This window comes from Sphaerisporangium fuscum (assembly GCF_018531465.1).
Classification (GTDB): domain Bacteria; phylum Actinomycetota; class Actinomycetes; order Streptosporangiales; family Streptosporangiaceae; genus Sphaerisporangium; species Sphaerisporangium fuscum.
In genome coordinates this window covers 306,851-323,960 of sequence record NZ_JAHDTF010000005.1, presented here as the reverse complement: position 1 = coordinate 323,960, position 17,110 = coordinate 306,851, and the positions used below count along the sequence as shown (strand labels likewise).

At 70.9% G+C, this 17,110-nt stretch carries 12 protein-coding genes; 3 read left to right on the top strand and 9 right to left on the bottom strand.

The window, feature by feature from the left end:
- Positions 1–186: 186 nt before the first annotated feature.
- The 3 genes from KIK05_RS08870 to KIK05_RS08860 all read right to left on the bottom strand — a co-directional run bounded on the left by KIK05_RS08870 (position 187) and on the right by KIK05_RS08860 (position 5,610).
- The gene (locus tag KIK05_RS08870) at positions 187–657 is read right to left on the bottom strand and encodes an RrF2 family transcriptional regulator (protein WP_250562431.1); all 471 of its coding nucleotides are present in this window, start codon (positions 655–657) and stop codon (positions 187–189) included.
- Positions 658–802: 145 nt separating this feature from the next.
- Complete coding sequence (locus KIK05_RS08865; RefSeq protein WP_214410092.1) at positions 803–1,429, bottom strand: response regulator; 627 nt, start codon at positions 1,427–1,429, stop codon at positions 803–805.
- Positions 1,429–5,610: a HAMP domain-containing protein gene (locus KIK05_RS08860; RefSeq protein WP_214410091.1), complete on the bottom strand. Its 4,182-nt coding sequence runs from the start codon at positions 5,608–5,610 to the stop codon at positions 1,429–1,431. The genes KIK05_RS08865 and KIK05_RS08860 overlap by 1 nt, the downstream gene beginning before the upstream one ends.
- A gap of 211 nt (positions 5,611–5,821) precedes the next feature.
- Here KIK05_RS08860 and KIK05_RS08855 point away from each other — a divergent pair, with 211 nt between their 5' ends.
- Positions 5,822–7,297, top strand: coding sequence for a PP2C family protein-serine/threonine phosphatase (locus tag KIK05_RS08855; protein ID WP_250562430.1), 1,476 nt, complete (start codon positions 5,822–5,824; stop codon positions 7,295–7,297).
- Here the strand turns inward: KIK05_RS08855 and KIK05_RS08850 are convergent.
- From KIK05_RS08850 to KIK05_RS08840, 3 genes are all read right to left on the bottom strand, one after another.
- Positions 7,294–9,117, bottom strand: a complete 1,824-nt coding sequence (locus KIK05_RS08850) for a S9 family peptidase (protein ID WP_214410089.1) — start codon at positions 9,115–9,117, stop codon at positions 7,294–7,296. The two genes, KIK05_RS08855 and KIK05_RS08850, sit on opposite strands and share 4 nt — an antisense overlap.
- Positions 9,118–9,233: 116 nt before the next feature.
- The gene (locus KIK05_RS08845; protein ID WP_214410088.1) at positions 9,234–10,067 is read right to left on the bottom strand and encodes a putative RNA methyltransferase; all 834 of its coding nucleotides are present in this window, start codon (positions 10,065–10,067) and stop codon (positions 9,234–9,236) included.
- An 8-nt stretch (positions 10,068–10,075) separates the two neighbouring features.
- Complete coding sequence (locus tag KIK05_RS08840; RefSeq protein WP_214410087.1) at positions 10,076–11,032, bottom strand: TetR/AcrR family transcriptional regulator C-terminal domain-containing protein; 957 nt, start codon at positions 11,030–11,032, stop codon at positions 10,076–10,078.
- A 258-nt stretch (positions 11,033–11,290) separates the two neighbouring features.
- Here KIK05_RS08840 and KIK05_RS08835 point away from each other — a divergent pair, with 258 nt between their 5' ends.
- On the top strand, positions 11,291–12,511 hold the full coding sequence (locus tag KIK05_RS08835; RefSeq protein ID WP_214410086.1) for an FAD-dependent monooxygenase: 1,221 nt from the start codon (positions 11,291–11,293) through the stop codon (positions 12,509–12,511).
- Between the two features lie 4 nt (positions 12,512–12,515).
- Here the strand turns inward: KIK05_RS08835 and KIK05_RS08830 are convergent, their stop codons facing one another.
- The 3 genes from KIK05_RS08830 to KIK05_RS08820 form a co-directional block, all read right to left on the bottom strand.
- On the bottom strand, positions 12,516–14,609 hold the full coding sequence (locus KIK05_RS08830) for a 3-hydroxyacyl-CoA dehydrogenase NAD-binding domain-containing protein (protein WP_214410085.1): 2,094 nt from the start codon (positions 14,607–14,609) through the stop codon (positions 12,516–12,518).
- Positions 14,606–15,805 (bottom strand): thiolase family protein, encoded by a 1,200-nt coding sequence (locus KIK05_RS08825; protein WP_214410084.1) that lies wholly within the window; start codon positions 15,803–15,805, stop codon positions 14,606–14,608. Before KIK05_RS08825 ends, KIK05_RS08830 begins: the two co-directional genes overlap by 4 nt.
- A gap of 113 nt (positions 15,806–15,918) precedes the next feature.
- Positions 15,919–16,458 (bottom strand): PadR family transcriptional regulator, encoded by a 540-nt coding sequence (locus KIK05_RS08820; RefSeq protein ID WP_214410083.1) that lies wholly within the window; start codon positions 16,456–16,458, stop codon positions 15,919–15,921.
- An 88-nt stretch (positions 16,459–16,546) separates the two neighbouring features.
- Between KIK05_RS08820 and KIK05_RS08815 the strand changes: the two genes are divergently transcribed.
- On the top strand, positions 16,547–17,104 hold the full coding sequence (locus KIK05_RS08815; protein WP_214410082.1) for a DUF3159 domain-containing protein: 558 nt from the start codon (positions 16,547–16,549) through the stop codon (positions 17,102–17,104).
- Positions 17,105–17,110 lie beyond the last annotated feature (6 nt).

The following is a 17,110-nucleotide window of genomic DNA, read 5'->3' as shown; positions in this document are numbered from 1 at the left end:
CCTGTTCCCTTCATAGGTCTACGTGTTTCTGGCATCTGATACACCCCCACCGACATTCGCGCCCGTCCGGTGGGTGGGCCGGGAAGGGGGACGGTGCGGGTGGTCTGGAAGGAGGGCGATGCGGGTGGTCTGGGAAGGAAGGCGATGCGGGTGGTCTGGGATGGAGGGCGGTGCGGGTGGCGGGGGTCAGGTGCGCATACGGGCGTAGTTTCTGCGGGTGCGTTCCGCGCTCGCCTGTGCCCCGGCCATCAGGTCGGCGATGGTCTGGGCGGCCAGTTCGCGTCGCCAGGCGAGCTCGGCGCGGCGCATCGCCACGGAGATACCGCAGGGGCGGCTGAACTCCTCACCGGCGCCGACGGCCCCTTCGCCCCGCTGCCGGATCTCGGCGCAGCGGAACGCCTCCGCGGGCCCCTCGAGGGCGGTGACGACGTCCATCAGCGTGATCCGCTCGGGTGGGCGCGCCAGCGAGAAGCCGCCCCGGACGCCGGGTGTCGAGTTCAGGATGCCGGCGCGGGTCAGCGCCTGTAGCCGCTTCTTGAGGTACTCCTGCGGCAGGTCGAACCACGTGGCGAGCTTGCGGATGGACACCGGTCCCTCGTCCCGCAACCAGGCCAGCGTCACACAGCAGTGCAGGGCCCACTCGACTCCCTCACCCATGTTCACAATCAGGGATATTACACATCCCTGTTCCGCCCGCAGCAAGCGGGCCGCCGCAGTGGGAGGGCGGCATCGGAGGGGCGTCCGGGGGAGGGCGTTGAAGTGCAGGTCGTTTCGGTGTGGCTGGGGAGGGGGTGGGGTGGGGTCAGGAGAGGGCGTCGAAGCCGGCGCGGAGGTGGGTCACGCGGTCGGTGAGGTCGTTCAGGGGGCCGGTGATGGTGTTGCCGCCGTTGCTCTTGGCGGCGATCTCCTTGACCCGGGAGAGGTCTTCCTCGACGGCGGTCAGGCGGCGCGACAGCTCGGGCAGGACCTCGGCGGCCGTGCCCTCGGGGAGTTCCACGCTGAGCCGCTCACGCAGCAGGGCCGCCTGCTCGGCGAGCCTGCGGTTCATGGTGTAGAGCTCGACGAACACTGACACCTTCGCCCGCAGGACCCACGGGTCGAAGGGCTTGGTGAGGTAGTCGACGGCGCCCGCGGCGTACCCTCGGAAGGCGTAGTCGGGCGCGCTGTCGACCACGGTCAGGAAGATGATCGGGATGTTGCGGGTGCGCTCGCGCCGCTTGATGTGGGCGGCCGTCTCGAAGCCGTCCATGCCGGGCATGCGCACGTCGAGGAGGATGAGGGCGAACTCCGTGCTGAGCAGGGCCTTCAGAGCCTCCTCGCCGGACTTCGCGCGCACGGCGACCACGTCGAGCGAGCTGAGGATGGCCTCAAGCGCGATGAGGTTCTCCTCTCGATCGTCGACGAGGAGGATCTTCGCTCGGTCCGGCATCAACCGCGTCCTTCCGTGCCGTCGCCCGAGGCGACCCGGCCGCGCGTGAGCCACCCGCGCAGGCGCTCGAGCAGATGATCGACGTCCACCGGCTTGGGGACGTAGTCGGACGCGCCCGAGGCGATGCTCTTCTCCCGGTCACCGCGCATGACCTTGGCGGTGAGCGCGATGATCGGCAGGTCGGCGAACTGCGGCATACGGCGGATCGCCGACGTCGTCGCCCAGCCGTCCATCTCGGGCATCATAATGTCCATCAGCACCAGCGCGACATCTTCGTTGCGCTCGAGCTGCTCGATGCCCTCACGGCCGTTCTCGGCGTACACCACGGTCGCGCCGTGCCGTTCCAGCACACTGGTCAGGGCGAAGACGTTACGGATGTCGTCGTCCACGATGAGGATCTTCGCACCGTCCAGTGGATCGTCGCCCTGCCAGGTCGCGGTTTCGGCGGGCGGCGCGAGCTGGTGCAGGTGGAGCTCCTGGCTGAGCTGCGGGATCTCGGCCGGCGTCTCGGGAACGCCGAGCTCGGGGGCCTGCGACTCGACGGTGGACGAGGTCACCACCGTGGCACCGCCGTCGTCGCCGATGAGCGGGCCGGTGTAGCTGACCGGCAGATACAGGGTGAACGCGCTGCCGCGCCCGGGCTCGCTCTCGGCGTGGATCTCGCCGCCGAGGAGCCGGGCGAGCTCGCGGCAGATCGACAGGCCGAGGCCCGTGCCGCCGTACTTGCGGCTGGTGGTGCCGTCGGCCTGGCGGAACTGCTCGAATATCACCTCGAGCTTGTCGGACGGGATGCCGATGCCGGTGTCGACCACGGCGAACGACACGATCTCGGCGCCGGTCTTCAGCGACTCGTCGACGTACGGCGCGACGCCGTCCGGCCGGGTGATGTGCAGGCGCACCTCGCCCTTGGGGGTGAACTTGACGGCGTTGGAGAGCAGGTTGCGCAGCACCTGCTGCAGGCGCTGCTCGTCGGTCTGCAGCTCGTCGGGCACCGACGGGTCGACCGTGACCGAGAAGGACAGCCCCTTGTCCTGCGCGAGCGGCGCGAACGTCGCCTCGACGTAGTCGACCAGCTTGGGCAGCGAGAGCTGCTGCGGGTGGACGTCCATGCGGCCCGCCTCGACCTTGGCGAGGTCGAGGATGTCGTTGATCAGCTGCAGGAGGGCCGACCCGGCGCCGTGGATGGTCTTGGCGAACTCCACCTGCTTCGGGGTGAGGTTGCCCTCGCTGTTCTCGGTGAGCAGCTTGGCGAGCACCAGCAGGCTGTTGAGCGGGGTGCGCAGCTCGTGCGACATGTTCGCCAGGAACTCGGACTTGTAGTGCGAGGAGACGGCGAGCTGCTCGGCGCGCTCCTCGAGGGTGCGGCGGGCCTGCTCGATCTGGAAGTTCTGGATCTCGATGGCGCGGTTCTGCTTGGCGAGCAGCGCCGCCTTGTCCTCGAGCTCGGCGTTCGACCGGCGCAGCTCCTCCTGCTGGCGCTGGAGCTCGTCGGAGCGCTCACGCAGCTCGGTGGTGAGCCGCTGCGACTGGGTGAGGAGGTCCTCGGTGCGGGAGTTGGCGATGATGGTGTTCATCGTCACGCCGATGGTCTCGACGAGCTGGTTGAGGAACGCCAGGTGCACCTCGCCGAAGGGGCTCAGGGACGCCAGCTCCATCACGCCGAGCACCTGGTCCTCGAACAGCACCGGCAGCACGACGATCTGGGCGGGGGTGGAGCTGCTCAGGCCCGAGTCGACCGTGAGATACCCGGCCGGCACCGCGTCGAGCACGACGGGACGGCCCTCGGCCGCCGCCTGCCCGATGACGCCGTCGCCGAAGACGAAGCTCGGCCGCGGGCTGCACTCGGGACGCACGCCGTACCCGGCGATCAGGTGGAGCTCCTCGTCGCTGGGGTTCTGCACGAGGTAGAAGGCGCCGTACTGGGCGGAGACCAGCGGCGTGAGCTCGCTCATGATGAGCTTGGCGACCTCCATGAGGTCGCGGTGGCCCTGCATGAGGCGCGAGACGCGCGCCAGGTTGCTCTTGAGCCAGTCCTGCTCCTGGTTGGCGTTGGTGGTTGCCACCAGGTTGGACACCATCGTGTTGATGTTGTCCTTGAGGTCGGCCAGCTCGCCCTGCGCCTGCACGGTGATCGAGCGGGTGAGGTCGCCCCGGGCGACGGCGCTGGTGACCTCGGCGATGGCGCGGACCTGGGTGGTGAGGTTGCTGGCCAGCTCGTTCACGCTCTGGGTGAGCTGCTTCCAGGTGCCCTCGACGCCCTCGACGCGCGCCTGGCCGCCGAGCCGGCCCTCGGAGGCGACCTCGCGGGCCACACGGGTGACCTCGGAGGCGAACGACGACAGCTGGTCGACCATGCGGTTGATGGTGGTCTTCAGGACGAGGATCTCGCCCTGGGCGTCGACGTCGATCTTCTTGGACAGGTCGCCCCGGGCGACCGCCGTGGTGACCTCGCCGATGTTGCGGACCTGGTAGGTCAGGTTGGTGGCCATCAGGTTGACGTTGTCGGTGAGGTCCTTCCAGACGCCCGACACGCCGCGTACGCGGGCCTGGCCGCCGAGCTGGCCCATGGTGCCGACCTCGCGGGCGACGCGGGTGACCTCGTCGGCGAACAGCGACAGCTGGTCGACCATCGTGTTGACGGTGTCCTTGAGCTGCAGGATCTCGCCCTGCGCGTCGACGGTGATCTTGCGGGAGAGGTTTCCCTGGACGACGGCGGTGGAGACGGCCGCGATCTGCCGCACCTGCGAGGTCAGGTTGTTGGCCATGAAGTTGACGTTGTCGGTGAGGTCCTTCCAGACGCCCGACACGCCGTGGACCTGGGCCTGCCCGCCCAGCTGCCCCTCGGAGCCCACCTCGCGGGCGACGCGGCTCACCTCGGAGGCCACCAGCGACAGCTGATCGACCATGGTGTTGATCGTGGACTTGAGCTCCAGGATCTCGCCCTGGGCGTCGACGTCGATCTTCTTCGACAGGTCGCCGCCGGCCACGGCCTTGGTCACCTGGGCGATGTTGCGCACCTGGTAGGTGAGGTTGTTGGCCATGGAGTTGACGTTGTCGGTGAGGTCCTTCCAGACGCCCGACACGCCCTTCACCTCGGCGCGGCCGCCCAGCTGGCCCTCGGTGCCGACCTCGCGGGCGACGCGGGTGACCTCGTCGGCGAACAGCGACAGCTGGTCGACCATCGTGTTGAGGGTCTCCTTGAGCTGCAGGATCTCGCCCTGCGCGTCCGCAGTGATCTTCTTGGAGAGGTCGCCCTGGGCCACGGCGGTCGCCACGGTCGCGATGTTGCGGACCTGGCTGGTGAGGTTGCTCGCCATGACGTTGACGTTGTCGGTGAGGTCCTTCCAGACGCCCGACACGCCGCGCACGCGCGCCTGGCCGCCGAGCTCGCCCTCGGTGCCGACCTCGCGGGCGACGCGGGTGACCTCTTCGGCGAAGGCCGACAGCTGGTCGACCATGGTGTTGACGGTGTTCTTCAGCTCGAGCATCTCGCCGACCGCGTCGACGGTGACCTTGCGGCTGAGGTCGCCGCGGGCCACGGCGGTGGTGACCACCGCGATGTCGCGAACCTGGGCCGACACGCGGCTCGACATGGTGTTCACGGCCTCGGTGAGGTCGCGCCAGCTTCCGGACATGCCGCGCAGGTTGGCCCGGCCGCCGAGCTGGCCCTCCGAGCCGACCTCGCGCGCGACCCGGGTGACCTCGGAGGTGAACAGCGACAGCTGGTCGACCATGCCGTTGATGGCGCGGCCCAGCCGGCGCACCTCGCCCCGGGCGCTCTCCATGTCGACGCGGCGGGACAGGTCGCCCTGGGCGACGGCGTCGAGCACGTCGGCCGCGCTGCTCACGGGGGCGACCAGCGCGTCGATGAGATCGTTCACCGAATGGACGCTCTCGGCCCACAGGCCCACACCCGGCCCCGGCACCAGTCGTACGCCGAAACGCCCTTCGGAGACCACCTCGCGGCTCACGCGGATGAGCTCGTTGGCCAGGTGCTCGCGGCGGTCGGCGACCTCGTTCAGCAGCAGCCGCACCTCGCTGAGGACGCCGGGCAAGGCGTGGGGCACCCGCCGCCTGAAGTCGCCGTCGCGCCAGGCGACGAGGGTCTCCAGGAACGGCGCGAGATCTGATTCGGTATAGGACCGCTCCGAACCGGTCCCCTTGGTCGGGGTACCCTTCATGAAGCCTCCTTCACGCTGTTCGGGCGGGACTCGGGGTAGTGCCAGTCTGGCATGAAGGACGCCATGTGGTCGCCCTGTCGATTGACCGCATGGAAGAGACGACTGTGGTAAGCACGGTGCAATGACAAGTTCTTCCCGGGGTGTGCTGGCGGCGTCTTTCGCTGCCGGCGGTTCGGCCCTACCCGCAGCTAGGCAATTCACGCACGAGGTCATGACGGCATGGGCCGCGACCTCGGTCAGCGCGGCGGCGCTGCGGTTGACCGGGGAGCTTCTCTCGGGGGTAGGCAAAGTCCCATTTGACATCATATGGCGTCATCTGGGTGATGCGCTCCAGCTCGAGGTGCGGCAGAAGGAGCTGGGGGAGACCGTCGCCCCGCCTCCGGTCGTCCCGTCCTCGCCGGTCACCGTCTGGGGCGTGAGCTTCGAGGGGGAGCTCCGCACCCACTGGGCGCGGCTTCCGCTGCCCGACAGCGGCGGCCGCGTGTCCGAGGACGACTACATCACGCCGCCGCCGGCCGCGCAGGGGGCCGGCTGGCTCGGATATCTCGCCGACGCCAGCGACCTGCTCGCCGGCACTCTCGACTCCGACATGGTGCCCGCCCTCATCGCGCAGATCGTGGTGCCCCGGCTCGCCGCCTGGTGCGCCGTCTACACCGACGCCGCCGGCCTCGGCACGCTGGCCCCCGTCTATCTCTGGCACGCCGACGAGTCCCAGATCGACGCGCTGCGCGAGCAGCTCGAGGACGCCGCGGTGCCCACCATCGACAACCTGACCCCCGTGCAGCTCCAGGTGGCCGAGTGGCAGGCGCTGGCCTTTCCGCTGATCGCCCGCGGGCGCAGCCTGGGCGTGCTGTGCCTGGGCCGCCACGGCCGCTTCTCCGACGATGTCGCGCAGCTCGCCGAGGACCTCGGGCGGCGTGCCGCGCTGGCGATGGACAACGCCAGGCTGTACGCCCAGCAGGCCGACGCCAACCGGGCCCTGCAGCGCAGCCTGCTGCCCACCGGCACCCCGGCCGAGACGCCCGGCCTCGACTACTCGGTGGTGTACGAGCCCGCGGGCGAGACCAACGAGGTCGGCGGCGACTTCTACGACCTGTTCGCCACCGGCGAGGGCACCTGGAGGTTCGCCATCGGCGACGTCTGCGGCACCGGCCCGCAGGCGGCCGCCGTCACCGGCCTCGCCCGCCACACGCTGCGCCTGCTGGCCCGCGAGGGGTACGACATCGCCGCGGTGCTGTCGCGGCTCAACAGGGCGATCCTCGACGAGGGCGAGCGGGCGAGGTTCCTGACCCTGCTCCACGGCGAGATCAGGCGCACCGACGACGGCCTCGACCTTTCGCTGATCTCCGCCGGGCACCCCGAGGCGCTGCGTCTGCGGCCGAGCGGGGTGGTGGAGGCCGTGGTCACCTCCCAGGCGCTGCTCGGCGTCTTCCCCGAGGCCGAGTTCGTCGCCGACGAGGTCCACCTGGCGCCCGGGGACGTCCTGCTGGGCGTCACCGACGGGGTGACCGAGCGCCGCAGCGGGTCACGGCTGCTCGACGACGACGGCGGCCTGGCCAAGCTCCTGGCCGAGTGCGTCGACCTGTCCGCCCGGGCCGTGGCCGAGCGCATCCGCCGCGCCGTCCAGGACTTCGCCATCGAGCCGAGCGCCGACGACCTGGCGATCCTGGTGCTCAGAGCAGACTAGGCGCCGTGTCCGTGCTGGATCGCCTCGCTGCGCTCGGTGGCGAGGGGCGCGGCGATTCCGACGTGTTTGCGGGCGAAGTCGAGCTGGGCCGCCATCTGGCGGATGCGCTCCTCGACGACCAGGGTGCCGTGACCGGCGTTGTAGCGGTAGACCTCGAACTCCCGGCCCCGCTCGGCCAGCTTCTCCAGGTACTTCTCGATCTGCCCGATGGGGGAACGAGGGTCGTTCTCGCCGGCCAGCACCAGGAGCGGTGCCTCCACCGCGTCCAGGTAGGTGAGCGGGGACGACGCCGCGTACAGCTCGGGGACCTCGTCCGGCGAGCCGCCGAACAGCGCCCGGTGGTAGGCGCGCAGGCCCTCGGTCTCGTCGCGGTAGGCCGCGGCGTGGTCGGCGATGGGGACGGCGGCGATGCCGGCCGCCCAGGCCTTGGGCTGGGTGCCGAGGCCGAGCAGCGTGAGGTAGCCGCCCCAGGACGCGCCGGCGAGCACCAGCCGGTCGGGGTCGGCCAGGCCCTGCTTGACCGCCCAGTCGCGCACGGCCGCCACGTCGGCCAGCTCGATGTGCCCCACGTCACCGCGCAGCGCGTCGCGCCACGCCGAGCCGTACCCGGTGGAGCCCCGGTAGTTGACCCGGACGACCACGAAGCCGACCTCGACCCAGGCGGCGACGTTGGGCAGGAACGAGTCGTCGTCCTGGGAGGCCGGGCCGCCGTGCAGCAGGAACACCGTGGGGTGCGGCCCGGTGCCGGTCTCGGGGCGGGACACCAGCGCGTGGATCCGCCCGCCCGGACCTTCGACGAAGACGTCCTCCAGGGGGACGGACGGCGGAGCCGACGGGCCCGACTGGTTCATCACCACGTGGCCGTCGCTCGACCTGATCACCGGCGGGTGCGCGGCGCTGGACCAGGAGTATTCGACGGCGCCGTCGGGCCGCGGCATCGCGTCGTGGATGACGCCGTGCAGGGTCTTGATCGGCGTGAGGGCCCCGCCGCCGAGGTCGTACCGGAACAGCTCGGTCCGCGCGCGGTTGTTGTGGCCGATCAGCAGGGCCCGGCCGTCGTGGTACCAGTCGGCGGTGATCTCGCCCGGCACCCGGAGCCAGATCTCACGCTGCTCGCCCGTGGCCGGGTCCCAGACCAGCGGTTCGCGGCGCCCGCGCCGTTCGTGGAGGGTGAGGATGCGCCGGTCGTTGACCGTCGGCGCGAAGCGAACCCCGCTGAAGCCCTTGCCCGGCCCGTCGTGCAGGTCGCCGACGACCTGGCCGTTCGGCCTGATCACGCGCAGGGCGGGGTGGCGGGAGTCGCCGTGCTCGCTGTGGCTGACGGCGATCAGCGAGCCGTCGAGTGACATGCCCGACACCTGCGCGAACTCGCGCGACTCGTAGATCACGGTGGGCTTCTCGTCGCTGCCGACGCGCACGTGGAGCACCTGGAAGCCGTGGCGGCTGCTGCGCCCGACGGCGGCGGTGCCGGTGGCGGACAGGGCGAGGCCGGTCGGGTGGCCCGGCGCGAGGTCGGGGTGGGCGGGCATCTCGGGGCCGCCGTTGAACGGCTGGCGCATCCAGATGCCGTACTCGTCGCCGTAGGTGTCGGAGAACCACCAGATCCACTGGCCGGTGGGGTCGATGGCGGCGTGGGACGTGCCCCTCGGGCGGCTGGTGACCTGACGGGTGGCGCCGTTCGAGCGGTCCCAGGCGTGGATCTCCCAGACGCCGGAGATGTTGCACCGATACACGGCTCTGGCGGGGGCCAGCCGTGCCCAGGTGGGCAGTGTCATCCGTGCCGCGCGGAACCTGGCCTGCCAGCGTTCCTCGGCCTTCATGGGCGTGCCCCTCCCTCACGCTCTCCCGGACCGGGATCGGCGGGTTGCCGTCAAGTATGTCGCTTCAATACGGAAGATGGCCTACAAAGTCGGGGAAATTCGCAATTCCGGCCCGTCTAGGTGATCTTACGGAAGAGGGAGATCCTGCACGACATTTTCACGCCAATCGGCTCCGGGAGGCGTGAGATGTCCGCTCTGAGCTTGGCCGGGTCGGTGTGCCAGGCGCTCGGGCCCATGCCGACCACCGTCTCGACGGCCTGGTGACCGAGCGTCATCTCCGACTCCTCGACCAGGTGGCCGGTCTCGGCGAAGTGGGCCCCGAGCGCCTCCTCCACCCGCCGGCCCTTGGATTCGTCCACCGAGAGCAGGCCGAGGGTCTCGACGAGCGGTGCCAGGTGACCGGGCGTGGGAGTGACCACGATCAGCGTGCCGCCCGGCCGTAGCACGCGGGCGAACTCCGGCCCGTTGCGCGGGGCGAACACGTCGAGGACGACGTCGGCGCAGGCGTCCCGCAGCGGCAGCGGGCGCCAGATGTCGGCCACGACGGCTCCGACGCGCGGATGGGCCCGGGCGGCGCGCTTGAGGGCGTGCTTGGAGATGTCGAGGGCGATGCCCGTGTCTCGCGGCCCGAGCGCCCGGGCGAGGTAGTGGCCGGTGCCCGCGCCCGCGTCGAGGACGACGCCACCGCCCCCCGTGCGGTCCGCCACGAGCTCGCGCAGACGGCCGGCGAGGGAAGCGTAGTGGCCGGCGCCGAGGAAGGCCTCCCGCGCGGCCACCATGGCCGGGGTGTCGGCGGTGCCCGGCACTCCGGACCCGGTGAGGAGGCTGACGTACCCCTGGCGGGCGACGTCGAAGGAGTGGCCGCTCGCGCACCGCACCGCGCCGCCGCCGAGGGTCAGATCGCCGCGGCAGACGGGGCATAGGAGGTAGTCGATGACGTCGGCCAGCATGCCTCCCATCATCCCGGACCTGCGGAGGCCGCGGTCTCGACGAGTACGGCGAAGCCGTCGAGGAGGCTCCGCAGGCCGAACTCGAAGAGGCTGTCGAGGTCGAAGTCGACGCCGGGCGCGCCGAAGACGGCGGCGACCGCCGGGAAGTCGCCGGTGGCGAACACCCGCGCGAAGGCCTGCTCCTGCGACTCCATCCACTCGTCGTCGCTGACCCCGGTGTCCTGCCGCGCCTGGGCCTCCTGCTCGAGGTTCACCGCCACCCCCCGCACGTAGCTGAACGTCGTGACGGCGAGGTGCAGGAGGGTGTTCGGGGGCAGGCCCAGGCCGTCCAGGTGGCGAAGGGCCCGTTCGGTGTGGGCGAGTCCCTTGGGCGCCATCAGGGGGCGCGTGAACGACATGACCTGGGCCAGCCAGGGATGCCGGCGGTACATCCTCCAGTGCGTCCGGGCGGTCGACTCCAGCCCCTCGCGCCAGTTCCCGGGGCGGGCCTCCACCAGGGGCTCATCCCCGAAGACGGCGTCGGCCATCAGCGCCACCAGCTCGTTCTTGCCCGCCACGTGCCGGTAGAGGGACATGGTGGCGGCGCCGAGCTCCGTGGCGATCCTCCGCATCGAGAGGGCCGCCAGCCCCTCGCCGTCCGCGATCTCGACGCCGGTGCGCACGATCCTCTCCCGCGTGAGGTCGTGGTCGCTCTCGCGGCTCTCGCGGCTCCGGGCGGCGGGCCGTGGCGGCTCGGGGGCGTGCACCACGGTGCCGACGCCGGGCACGGCGTGCACCAGGCCCTCCTGCCGGAGGGTGTTCAGCGCCTTGGTCGCGGTCGCCATCGCCACGCCCCATTCCTGGGTGATCTGGCGGGTCGAGGGCACCCGGTCGCCGGCGCGCAGCTCGCCGGTGGCGATGCGCCGCCGGATCTCCCGCACGATCCGCAGGTAGGGCGGTTCGGACTGCGGGGCGGGACGGTCCACGTGGTTCTCCTCGGTGTCGGGGCCGACGGCCGTACTAGTGCACCGGCTGGGCGGAGCGTAGCCCGCCGGCCGCCGTTCCGCACGTTTCCCGTGCTCGGGCGTGCTGCATAGCGCCGGTCGGCGAAGGTAGTGCACTAGTACTCCGCATGCATTCCGTGTCAGTTTATCTGTGCATATTGCGTCTGTACGGTGTACGCCTTACCGTGTACGCATTGGCTCGTACGGTGTACATACGGCCCTGACACGTTGGAGTTGAAGATGGGAAACCGCAGCGTCCTGATCTCCGGCGCCGGCATCGCCGGCCCCGCCCTGGCCTTCTGGCTGCGCCGCCACGGGTTCGACCCGGTGGTGGTCGAGCGGGCCCCGCGTTTCCGCGACGGCGGCCACTCCATCGACCTGCGCGGGGTGGCACGGGAGGTGGTGGAGCGCATGGGGCTGATGGCGGACGTCCGCCGGGCCGCGATCGGCACCCGCGGGATGTCATTCGTCGACGACGCCGGCAGGCGGAAGGCGAGCATGCCCGCCGAGCTCTTCGGCGGCGAGGGGCCGGTCGCGGAGATCGAGATCCTCAGAGGGGACCTCGCGCGCGTCCTGTACGACGCCACCCGCGCCGACGCCGAGTACGTGTTCGGTGACTCGATCGCCACCCTCGCCGACGACGGCGACGGCGTGCGGGTCACCTTCGAGAGCGGCGCGAGGCGCCGGTTCGACCTGGTGGTGGGCGCGGACGGCGTCCACTCGACGGTCCGCGCGCTGGCGTTCGGCGAGGAGTCCCGGTTCAGCCATCACCTCGGCTCCTACACCTCGTACTTCACCATCCCCTTCCCGGTGCGGCACGAGCTGTGGGACCGCTACCACACGCCGCTGGGCGGCCGCGTGGTGGCGATCCGGCCGACGGCGCGGGAACAGGAGGCCAAGGCGCTGTTCGGGTTCACCTCGCCGCCGCTGCCCTACGACAGGCAGGACATGGACGGCCAGAAGCGGCTCCTCGCCGAGAGGTTCGCCGGGGTCGGATGGGAGGTCCCGCGCCTGCTGGCGGCCATGTGGGACGCGCCCGACTTCTACTTCGACGTCGTCGCCCAGATCCGCATGGAGCGCTGGTCGAACGGCCGCGCGGTGCTGCTCGGCGACGCCGCCTACTGCCCTTCGCTGATGACCGGCCTCGGCACCAGCCTGGCGCTGGTCGGCGCGTACGTCCTGGCGGGCGAGCTGGCGGCCGCCGGCGGCGACCACCGCGCCGGGTTCGCCGGCTACGAGCGCGAGATGCGGGAGTACGTCCGGCTGGCCCAGGCGCGGGCCGAGGGCGGCGAGTCCGGGTTCCTGTTCCCGAAGAGCAACGCGCACATCTGGCTGCGCAACACGATGATCAGGACCGTTCCGTACATGCCGTGGAAGGGCCTGATCGCCAAGAAGCTCCGGCAGGCCGACGCCATCACGCTCAAGGACTACCTGGGCGCGACGGCGCCGGCCGCCAGGTGAGGTGTCAGGCCGGCACGGAGGCCACGCCGGGCGTCAGGAACGGCTGCCCGTTGACCTCGGCCGACACGCCCGTGCGGTCGAGGTACGGCGTGATGCCGCCGGTGTGGAACGGCCAGCCCGCCCCGAGGATCATGCACAGGTCGATGTCCTCGGCGGCGGCGACGACGCCCTCGTCGAGCATCAGCCGCACCTCCTCGGCCATCGCGCGCAGCGCCCGGTCGCGTACCTCCTCGCCGCTCGGGCCGGTCTTGCCCGCGCCCTCGAAGATCTGCCGCGCCTCCGGGTCGATCGAGAAGTCGGGGGCGTAGACGCCCGGCTTCCCGGCCTCCACGAGCGTGGCGAGGTTGGCCGACACGCCGAAGCGGCCGGGGAAGGCCTCGTGCAGGGTCTCCGAGACGTGCAGGGCGACGGCCGGGCCGACCAGCTGGAGCAGCGTGAACGGCGTCATCGGCAGCCCGAGCCCGTCGAGCGCGTGGTCGGCGACCTCGATCGGGGTGCCCTCGTCGACGGCGCCGATGACCTCGCCCATGAAGCGGGTGAGCAGCCGGTTGACCACGAACGCCGGGGCGTCCTTCACCAGCACGCTCGACTTCTTCAGCGACTTGCCGACCGCGAAGGCCGTGGCCAGCGTGGCGTCGTCGGTGCGCTCCCCGCGGACGATCTCCAGCAGCGGGAGCACCGCCACCGGGTTGAAGAAGTGGAAGCCCACGACCCGCTCGGGGTGCTTCAGCTCGGCCGCCATCGCGGTGACCGACAGGGAGGAGGTGTTGGTCGCGAGCACGCACTCGGGGCCGACCACGGCCTCCACCTCGGCGAACACCTGCTTCTTGACCTTGAGGTCCTCGAAGACCGCCTCGATGACGAAGTCGGCGTCGGCGAAGGCGTCCTTGGTGAGCGACCCGGTCACCAGGCTCTTCAGGCGGTTGGCCTGGTCGGCGCTCACCCGTCCCTTGCCGAGCAGCTTGTCGACCTCGGCGTGGACGTACGACACACCCTTGTCGAGCCGCGCCTGGTCGAGGTCGGTGAGGACGACCGGCACCTCCAGGCGGCGGGCGAACAGCAGCGCGAGCTGCGAGGCCATCAGGCCCGCGCCCACGACGCCGACCTTGGTGACCTTGCGCGCCAGCGCCCTGTCCGGGGCCCCGGCGGGCCGCTTGGCGCGCCGCTGCACCAGGTCGAAGGAGTAGAGCCCGGCGCGCAGTTCGTCGCCCATCAGCAGGTCGGCCAGGGCCTGGGTCTCGGCGTCGAAGCCCGCGTCGCGGCCGGCGGTGCGGGCCTGCTCGACCAGGTCCAGGGCGCGGTACGGCGCGGGTGAGGCGCCGCGCAGCTTGAGGTCGACCAGCGCACGCGCGCCGGAGACGGCCGCGTTCCACGCGTCGGCGTCCTCGGTGAACGGGTGGCGGGACACCGCGGCCTCGCCGGTGAGCACGCGGGCCGCCCAGCGCAGGGACTCCTCCAGGAAGTCGGCGGGCTCGAAGATCGCGTCGGCGACGCCGAGCTTGTAGGCGTCCGTCCCCTTGATCATCCGGTTCTGGGACAGCGGGTTCTCGATGATCAGCTTCAGGGCGTTCGCCGGGCCGATCAGCCGGGGGAGCAGCTGGGTGCCGCCCCAGCCGGGCACCAGGCCGAGGAAGCACTCGGGGAGCGCGACCGCCGGGACGCCGGAGGAGATCGTGCGGTAGGTGCAGTGCAGCGCGATCTCCAGGCCGCCGCCCATGGCGGCGCCGTTGACGAAGGCGAACGACGGGATGTCCAGCTCGCCGAGGCGGCGGAACACCTCGTGCCCCAAGCGGCCGAGGCTCTCGGCCTGCTCGCGCGTGCGGACCAGCGCCGCGCCCTTGAGGTCGGCGCCGACGGCGAAGATGAACGGCTTGCCGGTCACGCCGACCGCGGCGATGTCGTCCCGGTCGCAGATCGCGTCGAGGGCCTGGCCGAGCTCGGTGAGGCCCCGCGGGCCGAAGGTGTTCGGCTTGGTGTGGTCGAAGCCGTTGTCGAGCGTGATCAGCGCCATCGTGCCCGCGCCGCCGGGAAGCCGGACGTCGCGGACCAGCGCGTGGGTGACGACCTCGTCGTCGAAGATCTCGGTGATGTCGCTCACTTGGCGCCCTCCCAGGCGAGGTTCTCCCAGATGACGGTTCCGCCCATGCCCATGCCGACGCACATCGTGGTGATGCCGTAGCGCACGTCGGGGCGCTCGCCGAACTCGCGCGCGAGCTGCGTCATCAGCCGCACGCCGGACGAGGCCAGCGGGTGGCCGAAGGCGATGGCGCCGCCGTACGGGTTGACCCGCGGGTCGTCGTCGGCGATGCCGAAGTGCTCCAGGAAGGCCAGCACCTGTACGGCGAAGGCCTCGTTGATCTCGATGAGGCCGATGTCCTCGATGGACAGCCCGGCCAGGCGCAGCGCCCGCTCGGTCGAGGGGATCGGGCCGACGCCCATCACCTCGGGGTCGACGCCGGCGAAGCCGTAGGACACCAGCTTCATCTTCGGCGCGAGGCCGAGCTCGGCGGCGACGTCGGCGGCGGCGACGACGCAGCCGGTCGCGCCGTCGTTCAGGCCCGCCGAGTTGCCCGCGGTCACGTGGCCGTGCGGACGGAACGGCGTCTTGAGCGAGGCCAGGCCCTCCATGGTGGTGCCGGGCCGGGGCGGCTCGTCCTCGGTGGCGAGGCCCCAGCCCTCTGCGGCCTTGCGGGTGGCCATCGGCACCAGGTCGGGCTGGATCCTGCCGTTGGCGTACGCCTTGGCGACCTTCTCCTGGGAGGCGACGGCGTAGGCGTCGGCGCGCTCCTTGGTGATCGTCGGGTAGCGGTCGTGGAGGTTCTCGGCCGTCATGCCCATGACCAGCGCGGAGCCGTCCACGAGCTTCTCCGACAGGAAGCGCGGGTTGGGGTCGACGCCCTCGCCCATCGGGTGGCGGCCCATGTGCTCGACGCCGCCGGCGATGGCGACGTCGTAGGCGCCGAAGGCGATGCCGCCGGCGACGGTGGTCACCGCCGTCATCGCGCCCGCGCACATACGGTCGATCGCGTAGCCCGGCACGGACTTCGGCAGCCCCGCGAGCACCGCGGCGGAGCGGCCGATGGTCAGGCCCTGGTCGCCGATCTGGGTGGTGGCGGCGATGGCCACCTCGTCGACGCGCTCGGGCGGCAGGTTGGGGTTGCGCCGCATGAGTTCACGGATGACACGGACGACCAGGTCGTCGGCGCGCGTCTCGGCGTACAGGCCCTTGGGCCCTGACTTGCCGAACGGCGTGCGCACGCCGTCGACGAAAACTACGTCACGGGACGAAGGCACGGCTGGCTCCTCGCTGCTGGATGGCGGCCCGGCTATAGGCTACTCGTGAGTAACATGATGCCACGCCGCCGCGAGCCGATCGCACTCCGGGTGTGTTGACGTAGGTCACACGGTCACGACGAGATCCTGCCCTCCTGGCCCCGGGCGATCTCGTTCTCCGCCCACTCGGCCCACTCGCGCTGCATGGCGCTGAACCGCAGCCCCCACTCCATCGCGATCCGGCCGTAGACCGAGAGGTCGTCGTCCCCTCGGGCCACGATGTCCTGCAACGACTTCAGGCGCTCGTGCAGCTCGCCCGAGGCCTCCGCCCGGCGCCGCATGAACGCGCGCGCCTGCTCACGGTGCACCTGGCCCAGGAAGAACACGCGCAGCAGCATGTCGCTGCGCCGGATCGCGGTGGGCTCCACCTCCGTCACCCAGTGGCGGAGCTCGGCCAGCCCGCCTTCCTCGATGGCGTACTCCTTGCGCCCCCTTGGGCCTTCGGCCGACACCTTGATCAGGCCGGCCTCGGCGAGGCGGCCCAACTCGGCGTACACCTGGCTCTGGGTGGCGGGCCAGACGTTGGCCAGGGAGATCTCGAACAGCTTCATCAGGTCGTAGCCGCTGGCGGGGCCCTGGGCCAGCAGTCCGAGCAGCGCGTGTCGAAGACTCATGCCGCAAGCTTACATTCCAAAGTTGACATGTCGATGGTGGAAGTTCTACTTTCGACATGTCTAAGTTGGAATGTGGAGGGAGCCCCCAATGATCCGCAGCGTCATCGGATTCGTCCCCTGGATCGCCTACGGTTTCGTCGCCACCAGCGACAACTGGCGCTACGGAGCCCTGGTCGGCCTCGCGATCGCCCTGGTGCTCGTCGTGATCGACCGGCGGAGCGGCAAGCAGTGGGACCAGATGGTCATCGAGACCAGCGGCCTGATCTTCTTCGCGCTGATCACGGCGATCTCCTTCGCCCCCTTCGGCTCCTCGCTGGTGCTGTACGGCCCGGCGCTGGTCAACGCCTGGCTCGCCGCCACCACCTGGGGCTCCCTCGCCATCCGCAAGCCCTTCACCCTCGGCATCGCCCGCACCATGACGCCCGAGGAGCTGTGGAAGACGCCGCAGTTCTACCGGGTGAACGCCGTCATCACCGCGGTCTGGGGCGTCAGCTTCACCGTGGCCGCCATCGCGCTGGCCTTCCTGCTGCACTCCGCCCCGCACGCCACCACCGCCGTCATCACGATCAAGGTCGCGAGCTTCGTCCTCCCGGCGATCTTCACCGTCCGGTACCCCAAGATCGTCCGCGCCCGTTACGCCGCCTGACCCCGT

Coding starts and splice junctions, on each gene's coding strand:
- KIK05_RS08860 (WP_214410091.1), bottom strand. CDS start 5,610: ATGAAGGGTACCCCGACCAAGGGGACCGGTTCGGAGCGGTCCTATACC.
- KIK05_RS08815 (WP_214410082.1), top strand. CDS start 16,547: ATGATCCGCAGCGTCATCGGATTCGTCCCCTGGATCGCCTACGGTTTC.
- KIK05_RS08835 (WP_214410086.1), top strand. CDS start 11,291: ATGGGAAACCGCAGCGTCCTGATCTCCGGCGCCGGCATCGCCGGCCCC.
- KIK05_RS08855 (WP_250562430.1), top strand. CDS start 5,822: ATGACGGCATGGGCCGCGACCTCGGTCAGCGCGGCGGCGCTGCGGTTG.
- KIK05_RS08820 (WP_214410083.1), bottom strand. CDS start 16,458: ATGAGTCTTCGACACGCGCTGCTCGGACTGCTGGCCCAGGGCCCCGCC.
- KIK05_RS08845 (WP_214410088.1), bottom strand. CDS start 10,067: ATGCTGGCCGACGTCATCGACTACCTCCTATGCCCCGTCTGCCGCGGC.
- KIK05_RS08865 (WP_214410092.1), bottom strand. CDS start 1,429: ATGCCGGACCGAGCGAAGATCCTCCTCGTCGACGATCGAGAGGAGAAC.
- KIK05_RS08850 (WP_214410089.1), bottom strand. CDS start 9,117: ATGAAGGCCGAGGAACGCTGGCAGGCCAGGTTCCGCGCGGCACGGATG.
- KIK05_RS08870 (WP_250562431.1), bottom strand. CDS start 657: ATGGGTGAGGGAGTCGAGTGGGCCCTGCACTGCTGTGTGACGCTGGCC.